This is a genomic window from Streptococcus oralis subsp. tigurinus, assembly GCF_002093575.1.
GTDB lineage: Bacteria > Bacillota > Bacilli > Lactobacillales > Streptococcaceae > Streptococcus > Streptococcus oralis_CH.
On record NZ_LNVH01000012.1, the window covers coordinates 1 to 17,035 of the forward strand.

Annotated in this window: 12 protein-coding genes; 6 read left to right on the top strand and 6 right to left on the bottom strand. The window is 41.0% G+C overall.

Annotated elements, in window-relative coordinates:
* Nucleotides 1–186: 186 nt before the first annotated feature.
* The 6 genes from ATE37_RS10425 to ATE37_RS10455 form a co-directional block, all read right to left on the bottom strand.
* Complete coding sequence (locus ATE37_RS10425) at nucleotides 187–591, bottom strand: cytidine deaminase family protein (RefSeq protein ID WP_084868966.1); 405 nt, start codon at nucleotides 589–591, stop codon at nucleotides 187–189.
* 12 nt (nucleotides 592–603) lie between these two features.
* Nucleotides 604–2,064, bottom strand: a complete 1,461-nt coding sequence (gltX, locus tag ATE37_RS10430) for a glutamate--tRNA ligase (RefSeq protein WP_084868967.1) — start codon at nucleotides 2,062–2,064, stop codon at nucleotides 604–606.
* A gap of 127 nt (nucleotides 2,065–2,191) precedes the next feature.
* Nucleotides 2,192–3,541 carry a glucose-6-phosphate isomerase gene (locus tag ATE37_RS10435; protein ID WP_084868968.1) on the bottom strand — a complete coding sequence of 450 codons (1,350 nt, stop codon included), beginning with the start codon at nucleotides 3,539–3,541 and terminating at the stop codon, nucleotides 2,192–2,194.
* 168 nt (nucleotides 3,542–3,709) lie between these two features.
* A complete protein-coding gene (locus ATE37_RS10445; RefSeq protein WP_084868970.1) occupies nucleotides 3,710–4,399 on the bottom strand; it encodes a gamma-glutamyl-gamma-aminobutyrate hydrolase family protein in 690 nt (229 codons plus the stop codon).
* A 139-nt stretch (nucleotides 4,400–4,538) separates the two neighbouring features.
* Nucleotides 4,539–6,305 (bottom strand): ABC transporter ATP-binding protein, encoded by a 1,767-nt coding sequence (locus ATE37_RS10450; RefSeq protein WP_084868971.1) that lies wholly within the window; start codon nucleotides 6,303–6,305, stop codon nucleotides 4,539–4,541.
* A 1-nt stretch (nucleotide 6,306) separates the two neighbouring features.
* Complete coding sequence (locus ATE37_RS10455; RefSeq protein WP_084868972.1) at nucleotides 6,307–8,013, bottom strand: ABC transporter ATP-binding protein; 1,707 nt, start codon at nucleotides 8,011–8,013, stop codon at nucleotides 6,307–6,309.
* A 206-nt stretch (nucleotides 8,014–8,219) separates the two neighbouring features.
* On the opposite strand from ATE37_RS10455, the gene ATE37_RS10460 reads away from it, so the two are divergent.
* From ATE37_RS10460 to csn2, 6 genes are all read left to right on the top strand, one after another.
* Nucleotides 8,220–9,236: an NAD(P)H-dependent glycerol-3-phosphate dehydrogenase gene (locus ATE37_RS10460; RefSeq protein ID WP_000745026.1), complete on the top strand. Its 1,017-nt coding sequence runs from the start codon at nucleotides 8,220–8,222 to the stop codon at nucleotides 9,234–9,236.
* A 22-nt stretch (nucleotides 9,237–9,258) separates the two neighbouring features.
* The gene (gene galU, locus ATE37_RS10465) at nucleotides 9,259–10,158 is read left to right on the top strand and encodes a UTP--glucose-1-phosphate uridylyltransferase GalU (RefSeq protein ID WP_084868973.1); all 900 of its coding nucleotides are present in this window, start codon (nucleotides 9,259–9,261) and stop codon (nucleotides 10,156–10,158) included.
* 682 nt (nucleotides 10,159–10,840) lie between these two features.
* Nucleotides 10,841–14,986, top strand: coding sequence for a type II CRISPR RNA-guided endonuclease Cas9 (gene cas9 / locus ATE37_RS10470; RefSeq protein WP_084868974.1), 4,146 nt, complete (start codon nucleotides 10,841–10,843; stop codon nucleotides 14,984–14,986).
* Nucleotides 14,986–15,852, top strand: a complete 867-nt coding sequence (gene cas1 / locus ATE37_RS10475; protein WP_084868975.1) for a type II CRISPR-associated endonuclease Cas1 — start codon at nucleotides 14,986–14,988, stop codon at nucleotides 15,850–15,852. Before cas9 ends, cas1 begins: the two co-directional genes overlap by 1 nt.
* Complete coding sequence (gene cas2, locus ATE37_RS10480; RefSeq protein WP_007519928.1) at nucleotides 15,849–16,193, top strand: CRISPR-associated endonuclease Cas2; 345 nt, start codon at nucleotides 15,849–15,851, stop codon at nucleotides 16,191–16,193. The genes cas1 and cas2 overlap by 4 nt, the downstream gene beginning before the upstream one ends.
* Nucleotides 16,183–16,845, top strand: a complete 663-nt coding sequence (csn2, locus tag ATE37_RS10485; RefSeq protein WP_084868976.1) for a type II-A CRISPR-associated protein Csn2 — start codon at nucleotides 16,183–16,185, stop codon at nucleotides 16,843–16,845. Before cas2 ends, csn2 begins: the two co-directional genes overlap by 11 nt.
* Nucleotides 16,846–17,035 lie beyond the last annotated feature (190 nt).

A 17,035-nucleotide genomic window follows, 5' to 3' on the forward strand; every position in this document is an offset into this window, starting at 1 on the left:
CCGTGAAAAGGCGGTGTCTTAACCCCTTGACCAACGGACCTTGAGCTTTTCAACTCTTTCTATTATACCTACTTTTTTACCTTTGTCAAGAACTTTTTTCCTCTTTATCGAAATTCTGAAAATATAAGGGAAAAGAGCCAGTAAAACTGACTCCTTCTATTTATCTCGCCAATTAGTCGCACGTTCCTATCCCCACCAGTAGGGGATCAACTCGGCAACTTTGATTGTTTTTCTTGTTTTGTAGTCCATCATGAACTCTGCTTCTTTATTTTCAGCATTCAATTCTAAGAGAAATTCTCTGCATGCGCCACAGGGCATACCTGATCCTTCGCCGTAGGGAGGTTTATCTCGAAAGGCGAGGATTTTCTTAAGTTTAGTTTGTCCTGAAAATTGGTACATATTGAAGAGAGCTGCTCGTTCTGCGCAGAGATGAAAAACGCCACAAGTACCCTCCATACAAAATCCTGTGAATATCTGACCATCTTCTGCTTCTACTGCGGCAACGACATGGTTAGCATAAACAAAGTCAGAAACTTCATGAGGATTGTATAAGGTTCGTGCTTCTTCGTACATCTTTTCCCATGTATCCATCGGAAATCCTTTTTATTTAGAAATATCTTTGAGCATGTTCTCGATATGCTGGATAGATTTTTCACGACCTAATAGGTAAATCGTATCTGGAAGTTCTGGTCCATGCATTTCACCTGATACAGCAATACGAATAGGCATGAAGAGGTTTTTTCCTTTAATGCCTGTTTCTTTTTGGACTGCTTTGATTTGTGGGAAGATGTTTTCTGTCACAAATTCTTCATCTGTCATTGCTTCTAGTTTCGCTTTGAAGGCTTCTAGAACAACAGGAACGGTTTCTCCTGCCATGACCTCGCGCTCAGCGTCTGTCAGCTCTGGGAAATCTGAGAAGAAAAGATCTGTCAATGGAACGATTTCATCCACTGACTTCATTTGTGGTTTGTAGAGTTCTACCATTTTTTCAGACTTGTCAGTCAAACGCCCTGCTTCTTCTAAGTATGGTTTAGCCATTTCAAAGATGGTTGTCAAGTCAGCTCTCTTGATATAGTCGTTGCTCATCCAGTCTAGTTTCTTCTGATCAAAGGCAGCTGGAGACTTGCTGAGGCGGTTTTCATCAAAGAGTTTAATCAATTCCTCACGAGAGAAAATTTCATCTTCGCCACCTGGATTCCAACCAAGAAGAGCGATAAAGTTAAAGACTGCTTCTGGAAGATAGCCTTTCTTACGGTAATCTTCGATAAATTGAAGGGTATTGGTATCGCGTTTAGACAATTTTTTACCCGTTTCAGAGTTGATGATCAAAGTCATGTGACCGAACTCTGGCGCTTCCCAACCAAGCGCTTCATAGACCATGAGCTGTTTTGGGGTGTTGGCAATGTGGTCATCACCGCGGATAACATGAGAAATCTGCATATCGTGATCATCGATCACAACGGCAAAATTGTATGTTGGGTAGCCATCTTTCTTTTGGATAACCCAGTCACCACCGATGTTGCCACCTTCAAACTCGATATCACCTTTGACCATATCGTGCCATTTGTAGATACCAGACTCATTGACAGCCAAACGAACGGTTGGAATAATACCAGCTGCTTCACGTTCTGCAATGTAGGCAGCTTTTTCCTCTTCGCTCATGCCAAGGTATTCATTGATGTAGCGTGGTGTTTCGCCAGCTGCTTCTTGGCGTTCGCGTTCAGCTGCCAACTCTTCTTCTGTGACGTAAGATTTGTAGGCTTTTCCTTCGGCTAGCAATTGGTCAATGTATTTTTGATAGAGTTCCAAACGCTCTGATTGGCGATAATTTTCATGAGTTTCTGGGCTTTCATCCCAATCCATACCCAACCAGCGAAGATTTTCAAGCTGAGAACGTTCGCCATCCTCAACATGGCGTTTTCGGTCTGTATCTTCGATACGAATGATAAAAGTTCCACCATGATGGCGTGCGTAAAGGTAGTTAAACAATGCTGTACGGGCATTTCCGATGTGTAGGAGTCCTGTTGGACTTGGTGCGTAGCGTACGCGGATATCTTTTGACATAGTTTCTCCTATAAAGTCTCTAGGCGTCTGCCTTTTTGCTTTCTATATTATATCACAAGTCTCGCCTGAGTCCAATGTCTACGAATAAAGAGAGTAAAAAGAGTGGGCAAGCCACTCTTTTCTTCTATTATAGACGTGCGTTAAGCTCTTTGCTCAATTCTTCAAATCCTGGTTTTCCAAGAAGGGCAAACATGTTGCGTTTGTATGCTTCAACACCTGGTTGGTCAAATGGGTTGATGGCATTCAAGTAACCTGAAAGGGCGATAGCCAATTCGAAGAAGTAGATAGTGTAACCAAGAGTGAAGGCATCTTGCTCTGGAAGAGTTACGTACATGTTTGGCACATCACCGTCAGTGTGGGCAAGAAGAACACCGTCAGTTGCTTTTTTGTTTACAAAGTCAACGTCTTTTCCTTGAAGATAACCAAGTCCGTCAAGGTCTTCTTCCAAAGTAGGAATGATCACGTTCTTACGTGGTTTGTCAACACGGACAACTGTTTCAAACATGATACGAGTTCCTTCTTGGATAAATTGACCAAGTGAGTGCAAGTCAGTTGAGAAGTTAGCTGAAGTTGGGTAAATCCCTTTTTGGTCTTTCCCTTCTGATTCACCAGCCAATTGTTTCCACCATTCTGAGAAGTATTGAAGTGATGGCTCATAGTTTACCAAGATTTCAGTTGCATAACCTTTACGGTAAAGGATGTTACGAACGGCTGCGTATTGGTAAGCTTCATTTTCAGCAATCTTGTCTGAAGTGTAGTCTTTACGAGCTGCGTTCGCACCTTCCATAAGGGCCTTGATGTCTGCACCTGATGCTGCGATCGGAAGCAAACCAACTGCGGTCAATACTGAGAAACGTCCACCGATGTCATCTGGAACCACAAATGTTTCCCAACCGTTGGCATCTGCTTCAACCTTAACAGCACCTTTTTGGCGGTCAGTTGTAGCATAGATACGTTTGTTAGCTTCTTCTTGCCCGTATTTCTTAACCAAGAGTTCTTTGAATACACGGAAAGCGATAGCTGGCTCAGTTGTTGTACCTGATTTAGAAATCACGTTTACTGAGAAGTCTTTGTCAGCTACGTACTCTACCAAGTCAGCAAGGTAAGTAGATGAGATTGAGTTTCCTGCGTAAAGGATTTGTGGAGCTTTGCGTTCTTCTTTTGTTTGCAAGTTCGCAAAGTGGTGGTTCAAGAAGTCGATAGCTGCTTTGGCACCAAGGTAAGATCCACCGATACCAATTACAACCAAGACATCGCTGTCTGATTTGATTTGCTCAGCAGCTTTCAGGATACGGTCGAATTCTTCGCGGTCGTAATTTTCAGGAAGGTCCAACCAACCCAAAAAGTCACTACCAGCACCAGTTCCTTTACGGATCAATTCGTCTGCTGCTGTTACTTGTGATTGCATGTATTCCACTTCATGTGGGGCAACAAATTTGTCCAAAACTTTTGAATAGTCAAATTTAATATGTGACATGATATTCCTCCAATATTTCTTCTTTTCTATCATAACGCTTACCTTCGATTTTTTCAAGTTTTTTTATTGAATTTGCCCAATTTTTATCAGAATTCAAACGTTTGCGTAAAAATGCTGAAATATAAAAAATCTGAAAGGACGAATAAAAACGGCTAGAGATTCTAACCGTTACAATTCATTTAATAAATACTCAAATAGTTCTAAATTGCCGTCTTCTTCATTGACCAGAAACTCTGGGTGCCACTGTAAACCAATGAGACGATGCTCGTCAATAGACTCAATCGCTTCAATAGTCTGATCTCGAGGATCCACCGCTGTCACACGGAAATTAGGTGCCAGATCTTTGATACTTTGACGATGGACTGAGTTGACCTGACTTTCTTTGCCAAACAACTTAGCCACCACGCTTCCTTCTACTGTTTCAATAGAATGAGATGTTCCAAAAGGCAAGCCTTGCCAGTGACCTTCAATTTCTTGGTGGAGAGTGCCGCCAAAAGCAACATTGACCAGCTGAACCCCACGACAGATTGCCATAATTGGTTTATTCTGACGAAGCGCTTCTTTCAAGAGGGCTAGTTCAAACTCATCGCGTACAAGGTTGTAATCATCGCTCTCAATAGTCTTTTTCTCTCCATAAAACTGAGGATGGACATTTTGCCCACCTGTCAAGATGAGTTTGTCAATCATTTCCACATAATCGCGCACAATGGACTCATCTCCTACAGGAATTACTAAAGGGAGACCACCGACTTGACGAATGCTCTCTGCAAATTTACAGGATACAGATGAATGAATGTTTTTCCCTTCTGCATCTACAGGACATAGGTTTGCAGCAACTCCTACAACCGTTCTAGCCATGATGTGTCTCCTTTCGATTTTCTTGCGACAGTCTTATCTTATCACTCCAACCCTTTCCTGTCTAATATGTTTTTTTAAAGACCGTGATAAGTATTTTTTATGGATAAGAAAAAGCTGCCCGACGAGGACAACTTCTTTTTTATTCGAAGACAAATTGATTGTGATACAGTTCTGAGTAGAAACCGCCAAGTTTGAGCAACTCGTGATGATTTCCACGTTCAATAACCTCTCCATCTTTGAGGACAATAATCTGATCGGCATTGAGGATGGTCTTGAGACGATGGGCAATGACAAAACTGGTTCGACCTGCTACTACTGCCTCCATAGCATGTTGAATCTTGCTTTCTGTTACGGTATCGACATTGGAAGTCGCTTCATCTAAGATTAGGACTTGAGGATCTGTCATCAAGGTTCGAGCAATGGAAATCAATTGTTTCTGCCCAGTCGAGAAGATATTTTGCTCATCATCAATAAGGGTGTCATACTTATCAGGCAAGCTTTCAATGTAGTCATGAATATGAGTTGCCTTGGCAGCTGCTTCGACCATTTCCTGACTGGCATCTGGCACACCGAAGCGGATATTGTCTCGGATTGTTCCACTAAACAAGACCGAATCCTGCAAGACAATACCGACCTTACTCCGCAGGCTGTCCAAGTCGTAGTCACGGATGTCTTTGTCATCAAAGCAAATGCTGCCTGCATCCACATCGTAGAAACGATTGATGAGGTTCATGATGGTCGTTTTCCCTGAGCCAGTCGGACCGACAACTGCTATCATCTGCCCCTTAGGAGCTGAAATGCTAACATCTTTTAAAATCGGCTTGTCTGGCACATAAGAGAAATCAATGTGACTGATTTCAACGCCTTCTCGCAATTCCGTAAAGGCAGGCGCATTTTGCGGACGAATCTCTTCTTCTGCATCGAACATTTCTTGGATACGATCCGCCCCAGTAAAGGCCAACTGGAGGCTACCCCAACTCGCAGCTACCTGGATAATCGGCTGGTAGTACTGCTGAGAAAATTGGGTAAACATGACAATCAAGCCTAGGGCTGTCGTTGTTTCGATACTTGGATCGTTCAGCAAGACCGCAGAACCTGCAAAAATAACGATGGCCGTATTGACCAAGCTCATCCCATTCATAACTGGAAAGAGGATGCCTGAGAACATTCTCCCTTTAAAGGTTGCCTTGCGCACGCGCTCATTTTGCTCCACAAAGCCTGCTACGATGTCATCTTGAATTCCTTGTACGATAACAGCTTTCTGTCCAGAAATACTCTCGTCCATGTAGGCGTTGAGTTTCCCAACCTCTTTTTGCTGGAGATTGGTGTACTTACGGGCCATTTTCACGATGAAGACCAACATGAGAAAGGCCACCGGGGTGCTGGCTACTGTTATCAGGGCTAGCGTCACATTTCTTGAAAACATGACAAAAATCAAACCGATGTAAAGAGCAATATTGCTCATGACCTGAACTAGGCTTTCATTGAAGGCTTGAAGGATGTTGTCCAAGTCACTCGTGAAGCGAGAAAGGATATCGCCATCCTGATGGCGGTCAAAGAAAGAAACCGTCAGACGAGAAAGTTTGCCAAAGAGGCCCTTACGCATCTCATTTGTCGACTCAGCAATCACACGAGTCATCAAGGTCATGTAAATCAAACTAGATACCACTAAGGCGAGGACAACCAGAGCTAGATTCAGCATCAGAGCTGATAAACTCTGCCAGGCTAGGTCGGAAGTTCCATTTTGATAAGCCAGCACTAGGTTAGCGAGCTCCGTCACTGCTTGGCCTGAAAAAACTGGAAAGAGGGCTTGGGCAATCGTCGCAACTGCAACCATCAGAATCACAATTACAAAGGAGAACTTGTAAACTTTAAAATAATTCCAGAAAAATCGAACGGTTTTCATTTTATTCCTCCTTTCCCTTTTGTGTTTCGTAGATTTCCCGGTAGACGGCATTGTTAGCTACCAAGTCTGCATGCCGTCCTTCTCCAATCAAACGCCCTTGATCCAAGACCAAAATCTTGTCCGCATGGACGACTGAACTGATCTTTTGAGCGATGATAATGGTTGTTGTCCCTTTCAGGTCTTTATTCAAAGCTTCCTGTACGAGTCTTTCTGACTTAGCATCCAATGCCGAAGTCGAATCGTCAAAAATCAGGATACGGGGATTGCTGACAATCCCACGGGCAATGGACATCCGTTGCTTTTGTCCACCAGAAAAATTGGTGCCACGTTCTTCGACCTGACTCTCAAATTTGTTTTCCATGCGTCCGATAAATTCACTGGCTTGGGCAATCCGTGCTGCACGTTCCATTTCTGACACGCTGGCATTGCCTTTCCCTTGACGAAGATTATCTGCAATGGTCCCGCTAAAGAGAATAGCACGTTGCAAGACAATGGAAACTGTTTTACGTAAGGTTCCCTCGCTGACGTCTCGAATATCCTTGCCACCAATCTTGATAGATCCCTCCTGTGGGTCAAAAAGTCGTGGAATCAACTGAGCTAGAGTGGACTTCCCTGCCCCAGTCGCCCCAACCACACCAACCATCTGACCAGGCGCAATATCAAAGGTTACATTCTTCAGCATAGGCTCATCGTCATTAGGATAGGTGAAGGTCACATTTTCAAAAGAGAGACTTCCTTCTAACTCTTCGTCTGGGAGATCTTTAAAGGTCATCGCTGGCTCGGTATCTAGAATCTCGCGGATACGACGCAAGGAAATCATGGCACGACTGACAGAATTTCCTAAAAATCCAACCATGATGATGGTAAAGATAATCTGGCTGAGATAGTTGATAAAGGAAGCAATAGAGCCCACAACAGATGGATCTGACTGAGCCATACCTGCCACCAACCAGATAGAGAGGAAGACTGCCCCATAGCCGACTAGCATCATAACGGGTTCTATAACTGAGAAGGCATAACCGATATAAAGATTTTGGCCGAGAAGCTCATCTGAGACTTCGGTAAATTTGTCAAATTGTGCTTTTTCCTGCACAAAGGATTTAACCACGCGCACACCACGTAGATTTTCCTTGGCGATAGCATTGATCCGTTCAAGAAGGGTTTGAAACTTAGCAAATCGTGGCCCCATCATCCCCATCATGATGGCTGTTAGTGCAAAGATTAGGAGCACCATGAGGACAATCACCCACCAAAGTGATGGAAGAGTGTGAACCGCCAAGATAAAGGAACCGATAAAGAGAAGAGGGAGACGGAAAAGGATTTGAAAAGCCATCATCACCACATTCTGAATTTGGTTGATATCATTGGTCATACGGACGACAAGGTTTCCGGCATTGAATTGCTCGATATTGGCATAAGAAAAAGTCTGGATCTTGCGAAAAGCGTCTTCCCGAAGGTCCGAAGACACTCCTTGAGCAATGTAGGCTGCAAGTGTCACATTGACCCCACCTGCAACCAGCCCCACTAGGGCTACTCCTATCAGCCATGCACCAATGCTATAAATCGCCTCATGTTGACCGGCCAACAAAGCCTCTAACACCTCTTGCAAATAGCGTGGTTGCAAGAGCGAGCTCGCAACCATCAATCCTGTCATCACTAGGGATGCCAAGGCCTGCCATTTATAGGTTTTTATTTTTTTAATGAGCATATTTCCTCCTAATAAAATAGATAAAGGGAGCGACATCCTGCGTCAGCTCCTTCTCATTCGTTCATATTGATGCTATTCTAGCAAAAAAGAGAAATCTTGTCAAAGAAGTCTCCTTATTATAAATTAGTGCGCTTTCATATACAGGTGATGCATGAAAAGGCTTTTTATGGTAAAATGAAAGGAAGAACTCTTACAAGGAGGAAAAGATGAAGAAACAAACCATCGCTGTCTTGGGTCCTGGTTCTTGGGGGACCGCCCTTTCGCAGGTCCTAAACGACAATGGACACGAGGTTCGAATTTGGGGAAATATTTCTGACCAGATCGATGAAATCAATAACCAACATACAAACAAACGCTATTTCAAAGATATCCTACTCGACGAAAAGATCAAAGCCTATCATGACTTGGAAGAAACACTAAAGGATGTGGATGCTGTTTTATTTGTAGTCCCAACAAAAGTAACGAGACTGGTTGCCCAACAAGTAGCAAAGGTACTCGATCACAAGGTTGTCATCATGCATGCCTCCAAAGGATTGGAACCAGATAGCCACAAACGTCTATCAACCATTCTTGAAGAGGAAATTCCAGCTGACCTTCGCAGTGATATCGTCGTTGTTTCAGGACCGAGCCATGCTGAGGAAACTATTGTACGGGATATTACCTTGATTACAGCAGCCTCTAAAGACCTCGAAACTGCTCAGTACGTCCAAAATCTCTTTAGCAATCACTACTTCCGCCTCTATACCAATACGGATGTTATTGGGGTTGAAACCGCCGGTGCTCTTAAGAATATCATCGCAGTTGGCGCTGGGGCACTACATGGACTAGGGTTTGGCGACAATGCCAAGGCGGCCATCATCGCACGTGGCTTGGCAGAAATCACCCGTCTAGGAGTCGCTCTTGGGGCAAATCCTCTAACTTATAGCGGTCTTTCTGGAGTTGGGGATTTGATTGTAACGGGAACATCTGTCCACTCTCGTAACTGGAGGGCCGGTAATGCTCTCGGCCGCGGAGAATCTCTCGCAGATATTGAGGCTAATATGGGCATGGTCATCGAAGGAATCTCAACGACTCGAGCAGCTTACGAACTGGCTCAGGAATTGGGTGTCTACATGCCAATCACACAGGCTATTTACCGAGTTATCTATGAAGGTGTCAATATCAAAGAAGCAATCACTGACATCATGAGCAATGAATTTAAAGCAGAAAACGAATGGTCATAGACCTTTATAGAAAGGAACATTTATGAAACAAAAAGTCAGAAAAGCAGTCATCCCTGCCGCTGGATTGGGAACTCGTTTCCTCCCAGCCACTAAGGCCTTGGCCAAGGAAATGTTGCCAATCGTAGACAAGCCAACTATCCAGTTTATCGTTGAAGAAGCTCTCAAATCTGGAATCGAAGATATATTGGTTGTTACAGGTAAGTCAAAACGTTCTATTGAGGATCATTTTGATTCAAACTTTGAATTAGAATATAACCTCAAAGAAAAAAGGAAAACAGATCTTTTGAAGCTAGTTGATGAGACAACTGGCATGCGCCTGCATTTTATCCGCCAAACGCATCCACGTGGTCTCGGAGATGCTGTTTTGCAGGCTAAAGCTTTCGTTGGAAATGAACCTTTTGTCGTTATGCTTGGTGATGACTTGATGGATATCACTAATGAAAAGGCTGTTCCGCTCACCAAACAACTCATGGATGACTATGAACGTACCCACGCGTCTACTATCGCTGTCATGCCAGTCCCTCACGATGAAGTATCTGCCTATGGAGTTATTGATCCACAAGGCGAAGGAAAAGATGGTCTTTACAGCGTTGAAACCTTCGTTGAAAAACCAGCGCCAGAGGATGCTCCTAGCGACCTTGCTATCATTGGGCGCTACCTCCTCACTCCTGAAATTTTCCAAATCCTCGAAAACCAAGCTCCAGGTGCGGGAAATGAAATTCAGCTGACAGATGCAATTGATACTCTCAATAAAACACAACGTGTATTTGCTCGTGAGTTCAAAGGGGCTCGTTACGATGTCGGAGATAAGTTTGGCTTTATGAAAACCTCCATCGACTACGCTCTCAAACACCCACAAGTCAAAGACGACTTGAAAGACTACCTCATTCAACTCGGAAAAGAGTTAGCTGAAAGGAAATAGAAGAACAGTTCATATAAAAAAGAACTAGGATAGTTAATTATCCCAGTTCTTTTTATTTTGTATTGCTATCATCCCGAACATATAAACCAACAAAAGGAAATCGTATTTCTCAGTTAACCCACTTACAAGCTCCATCGAATTGATCTCGAATTTTATGAAAGCGCTACGATATTATTTGTTTTTTTCTAAAAATAGGAGTACAATGAGTTAGTATAATAAAATGAAAAGCACCGAATCGGTGCGCACTTTTTCAAGTTGTGTACGGACAAAGCCTTATTTTAACTTGCTGTGTTGTTTCGAATAGTTCCAACAGCTTTATTGTACTATACTTGTCAAAGATTATCAAGTGAAATGTAAATCATTTTACAGATACGACAAAAAGCTTGTTTATCCTCATTTGAAACAATACAGTTCTAAAACTAAAATACAACCTCTTACTAATTCTAACAGATTTCCACAAATATATCATTATTTTATTGAAATTCTCATTGGAAACGCTAAAATATAACAAGGATTGTATTTTAAGGAGATTGTTTTGAAGAAATTCAAATTTACTAAAGATAATTTAGCTATTCTAACTGAGTTAGTAAAGTTTATGAAGGGGTGCATTGACTTAATCAAAGCTCTCATTTCTTAATTTTTAAATTATATCTTAATATAAATACAACGGAGGTTTTTATACATGGAAAACAAAAATTACTCTATCGGACTCGATATCGGGACAAACAGCGTCGGATGGGCCGTCATTACAGATGACTATAAGGTGCCATCGAAAAAGATGAAAGTTCTGGGCAACACTGATAAACGATTTATCAAGAAAAATCTCATCGGGGCTCTATTGTTTGATGAGGGAACTACTGCTGAGGCTAGACGCCTTAAACGAACTGCACGTCGTCGCTATACTCGCCGGAAAAATCGTCTTCGCTATCTTCAAGAAATCTTTGCCGAGGAAATGAACAAGGTCGATAGTAGTTTCTTTCATCGATTGGATGACTCCTTTTTAATTCCTGAGGATAAAAGAGGGAGTAAATACCCTATTTTTGCTACCTTGGCAGAAGAAAAAGAATACCATAAGCAATTTCCAACTATCTATCATTTGAGAAAGCAACTGGCTGATTCGAAAGAAAAAGCTGACTTGCGCTTGATCTATCTGGCATTAGCTCATATGATTAAATACCGTGGGCATTTTTTATATGAAGAAGCTTTCGATATTAAAAACAATGATATCCAAAAAATCTTTAATGAATTTATAAGCGTTTACAACAACACCTTTGAAGGAAATTCGCTTAGTGGACAAAACGTACAAGTAGAAGCAATTTTTACTGATAAAATTAGCAAATCTGCAAAGAGAGAACGCGTTCTAAAACTCTTTCCTGATGAAAAATCCACTGGTCTCTTTTCAGAATTTCTCAAGTTAATTGTAGGAAATCAGGCTGATTTTAAAAAACATTTTGACTTAGAAGAAAAAGCTCCACTACAATTCTCTAGAGATACCTATGATGAGGATTTGGAAAACTTACTCGGACAAATTGGAGATGACTTTGCTGATCTTTTTCTAGTTGCTAAAAAACTCTATGACGCCATCCTTCTATCAGGAATCTTAACCGTTACAGATCCTTCAACCAAGGCTCCACTGTCAGCATCTATGATTGAGCGCTATGAAAATCACCAAAAAGATTTGGCATCTTTAAAACAATTCATCAAAAACAATCTTCCAGAAAAATATGATGAAGTTTTTTATGACGATAGCAAAAATGGTTATGCAGGATATGTCGGAGTTGATTTAAAAGTACGTAAAAGAAATGGTAAATTAGCAACTGAGGAAGAATTTTATAAATATCTCAAGAGCATTTTAAATAATGTTAAAGGGGCAGACTATTTCCTGGATAAAATTGAACGTGAAGATTTCTTGAGAAAACAACGCACCTTTGATAATGGTTCTATTCCTCACCAAATTCATCTTCAAGAGATGAATGCCATTCTCCGTCGGCAAGGAGAACATTATCCATTTCTGAAGGAAAACAAAGAAAGGATAGAGAAAATCTTGACCTTCCGTATTCCTTACTATGTTGGCCCATTGGCTCGTGGCAATCGTGATTTTGCTTGGCTTACTCGAAATTCTGACCAAGCAATCCGACCTTGGAATTTTGAAGAAATTGTTGATAAAGCAAGCTCTGCGGAAGACTTCATCAATAAGATGACTAACTATGACTTGTATCTCCCAGAAGAAAAAGTTCTTCCCAAGCATAGTCTCTTATATGAAAGATTTGCTGTCTATAATGAATTAACAAAAGTAAAATTTATTGCAGAAGGATTGAGAGACTATCAATTCCTTGATAGTGGGCAGAAGAAGCAAATTGTCACTCAATTATTCAAAGAGAAAAGAAAAGTAACTGAAAAAGACATCATCCATTATCTACACACTGTTGATGGCTACGATGGAATCGAACTAAAAGGAATTGAAAAACAATTTAACGCCAGTCTATCTACTTATCATGATTTACTCAAAATTATCAAGGATAAAGCGTTTATGGATGATGCTAAAAATGAAGCAATTCTTGAAAATATCGTCCACACTTTAACTATCTTTGAAGATCGTGAGATGATCAAACAACGTCTTGCTCAATATGACTCCCTCTTTGATGAAAAAGTCATCAAGGCACTAATTCGCCGACATTATACTGGTTGGGGAAAACTCTCTGCTAAGCTGATTAACGGCATCCGTGATAAACAAACTGGCAAAACGATTCTTGATTATCTGATTGACGACGGCTACAGCAATCGTAACTTTATGCAGTTAATCAATGATGACGGGCTTTCTTTCAAAGAAATTATCCAAAAAGCTCAAGTGGTTGGTAAAACAGATAATGTAAATCAGGTTGTCCAAGAGCTTCCAGGAAGCCCTGCTATTAAAAAGGGGATTTTACAAAGTATCAAGATTGTTGAGGAACTTGTCAAGGTTATAGGACACGAACCTGAGTCCATTGTCATTGAAATGGCTCGCGAAAATCAGACAACTACCCGGGGGAAAAAGAATTCCCAACAAAGATATAAGCGAATTGAAAATTCATTAAAAATCTTAGCATCTGGACTTAACTCCAAAATTCTAAAAGAACATCCGACAGATAATATTCAACTTCAGAATGACCGTCTCTTCCTTTACTATCTCCAAAATGGGAGGGATATGTATACTGGGAAACCTCTTGGCATCAACCAACTGAGCAGCTATGACATTGACCACATCGTCCCACAGGCCTTTATCAAGGATGATTCTCTTGATAACCGTGTCTTGACTAGTTCAAAGGATAATCGTGGGAAATCCGATAATGTTCCACGTTTAGAAGTCGTTCAAAAAAGAAAAGCCTTTTGGCAACAATTGTTGGATTCCAAATTGATTTCAGAACGTAAATTTAATAATTTAACCAAAGCTGAACGTGGCGGGCTAGATGAGCGAGATAAAGTTGGCTTCATCAAACGCCAACTAGTTGAAACACGTCAAATCACAAAACACGTTGCTCAGATCTTAGATGCTCGCTATAATACAGAAGTGAATGAGAAGGATAAGAAGAACCGTACCGTCAAAATCATCACTTTGAAATCCAACCTGGTTTCCAACTTCCGTAAAGAATTTAGGTTATACAAGATACGGGAAATCAACGACTACCACCATGCACATGATGCCTACTTAAATGCCGTAGTGGCTAAGGCTATCCTCAAGAAATATCCTAAACTAGAGCCTGAATTCGTCTATGGTGACTATCAAAAGTACGATCTTAAGAGATACATCTCAAGATCCAAAGATCCTAAAGAAGTCGAAAAAGCAACTGAAAAGTATTTCTTCTACTCAAACTTGTTGAACTTCTTTAAAGAAGAGGTGCATTACGCAGACGGAACCATCGTAAAAAGAGAAAATATCGAATACTCCAAAGACACTGGAGAAATCGCTTGGAATAAGGAAAAAGATTTCGCAACAATCAAAAAAGTACTTTCACTTCCGCAGGTAAATATTGTGAAGAAGAGAGAAGAGCAAACAGGTGGCTTCTCTAAAGAGTCCATTCTTCCTAAAGGAAATTCTGACAAGCTAATCCCTCGAAAAACAAAGGATATTCTTTGGGATACTACTAAATACGGGGGATTTGATAGCCCTGTTATCGCCTATTCGATCTTGCTCATTGCCGATATCGAAAAAGGAAAAGCGAAAAAACTGAAGACTATCAAAACTCTAGTTGGTATCACGATTATGGAAAAGGCCGCTTTTGAGGAGAATCCAATAACTTTCCTTGAAAATAAAGGCTATCATAATGTCCGTAAAGAAAACATCCTCTGCCTACCTAAGTATAGTTTATTTGAACTGGAAAATGGTCGCAGACGACTACTTGCAAGTGCGAAAGAACTTCAAAAAGGCAATGAAATAGTGCTTCCAGTATATTTAACAACCTTGCTCTACCATTCTAAAAATGTCCATAAACTAGACGAATCAGGACATTTGGAATACATTCAGAAACACCGAAATGAATTTAAGGATTTGTTAAATCTTGTATCTGAGTTCTCTCAAAAATATGTCCTCGCAGATGCAAATCTAGAGAAAATCAAGAACTTATATGCAGACAATGAGCAAGCAGATATAGAAATTCTAGCAAATTCGTTTATCAATTTGTTGACCTTTACTGCTTTGGGTGCTCCTGCTGCCTTTAAATTTTTTGGCAAAGATGTTGATCGAAAACGATACACAACTGTATCTGAAATCCTCAACGCCACCCTCATTCACCAATCCATCACTGGTCTCTACGAGACTCGGATTGATTTAAGCAAACTAGGAGAAGACTAATGGGATGGAGAACCGTTGTTGTCAATACGCACTCTAAACTCTCCTACAAAAACAATCACTTGATTTTTAAAGATGCCTCTCGGACAGAGTTGATTCACCTGTCCGAGGTGGACATCCTTCTTTTGGAGACGACGGATATCGTTCTCTCCACTATGCTGATAAAACGCTTGGTGGATGAAAATATTCTGGTGATCTTTTGTGATGATAAACGTTTACCAACGGCATACTTAATGCCCTACTACGGTCGACACGATTCCAGTCTGCAACTCTCTCGGCAAATCATTTGGAGCGAGGAGGCTAAAGCACAAGTTTGGACCACCATTATTGCACAAAAAATTCTCAATCAGGCTTTTTATCTAGGGAGTTGTGGTTTTCTGGAAAAGAGTCAGTCCGTCATCAATCTCTATCATGGGTTGGATTTGTTTGATCCTAGTAACCGCGAAGGGCACGCAGCTCGGATTTATTTTAACACCTTATTTGGAAATGATTTTAGCCGTGAACAAGACAATGATGTCAATGCTGCCTTAGACTACGGTTACACCTTAATTTTGAGTATGTTTGCGCGTGAGATTGTGTTGTCTGGCTGTATGACCCAGTTTGGCTTGAAACATGCTAATCAGTTTAATCAATTCAACCTCGCTAGCGATATTATGGAGCCTTTCCGTCCGATTATTGACAGAATCGTCTATGAAAATCGAAACAGTTCTTTTGTCAAAATCAAACGAGAACTGTTCACTATTTTCTCAGATACCTTCCACTACAATGGCAAAGATATGTACCTGTCCAATATCGTCAGCGATTATACTAAGAAAGTCATCCAAGCTCTCAATCAACCAGAGAAAGGAGTTCCTGAGTTTAGGATATGAGTTATCGATATATGCGTATGATTTTAATGTTTGATATGCCCGTTGATACCGTAGAGGAACGCAAGGCCTATCGGAAATTTCGTAAGTTCCTCATAGATGAGGGATTTATCATGCACCAATTCTCCATCTATAGCAAGCTCTTACTCAACAACTCTGCTAATAACGCCATGATTGAACGCCTTAAGACTCATAATCCTAAAAAAGGGAGCATTACTCTCTTAACCGTTACAGAAAAGCAGTTTTCTCGCATGATTTACTTAAATGGTGAGCGAAATACCAGCGTAGCAAACTCCGACGCACGTTTAGTTTTTCTAGGAGAGGAGCCTGGAGATGAAGATTAATTTCCCATTATTGGATGAACCATTGGCTATTGAAAATGCAACCTTTTTAGTCCTGGAAGACCAGTTTACCTTTTCGACTATCGTCAAGCAGTTCTACCAGTACACTGATGATGGAGAGTTAAAGTTGTTTGATAGAAATCTAAAAGCTATGAAAGAGTCCGAGTTACTAGTGATAACGGATGTCTTAGGATACAATCTCAACTCACCCGCCATGCTCAAGCTGATACATGCAGATCTTGAAAATCAACTCAATGACAAACCAGAAGTCAAGTCCATGATTGAAAAGCTGGTAGCTACGATTACAGAATTGCTGGCATTTGAGTGCTTGGAAAACGAATTAGACCTAGAGTACGACGAAATCACCATTCTAGAGTTGATTGATGCGCTAGGGGTCAAAGTTGAAACTCTGAGTGATACACCTTTCGAAAAGATGCTAGAAATTGTCCAAGTTTTTAAATATCTTTCCAAAAAGAAACTCCTTGTCTTCATCAATGCGATCGCCTATCTATCAAAGGATGAGTTGGTAAATCTGATAGAGTATATCCAACTCAATCAACTAAGAGTCTTATTTGTCGAACCTCGAAAAGTCTATGATTTTCCACAGTATGTGCTGGATCAAGACTATTTCTTGAACCCTGAAAATATGGTATAATAAGAGTAACAATTGGAACCTGACGAGCTGAAGTCTGGCTGGGACGAATGGCGCGATTACGAAATTTCGTGAGAAAAATTTTTCTACGAGGTTTTAGAGCTGTGTTGTTTCGAATGGTTCCAAAACGTATTGTTGACCTTGATACTGGAGAGATTAGTTTTAGAGCTGTGTTGTTTCGAATGGTTCCAAA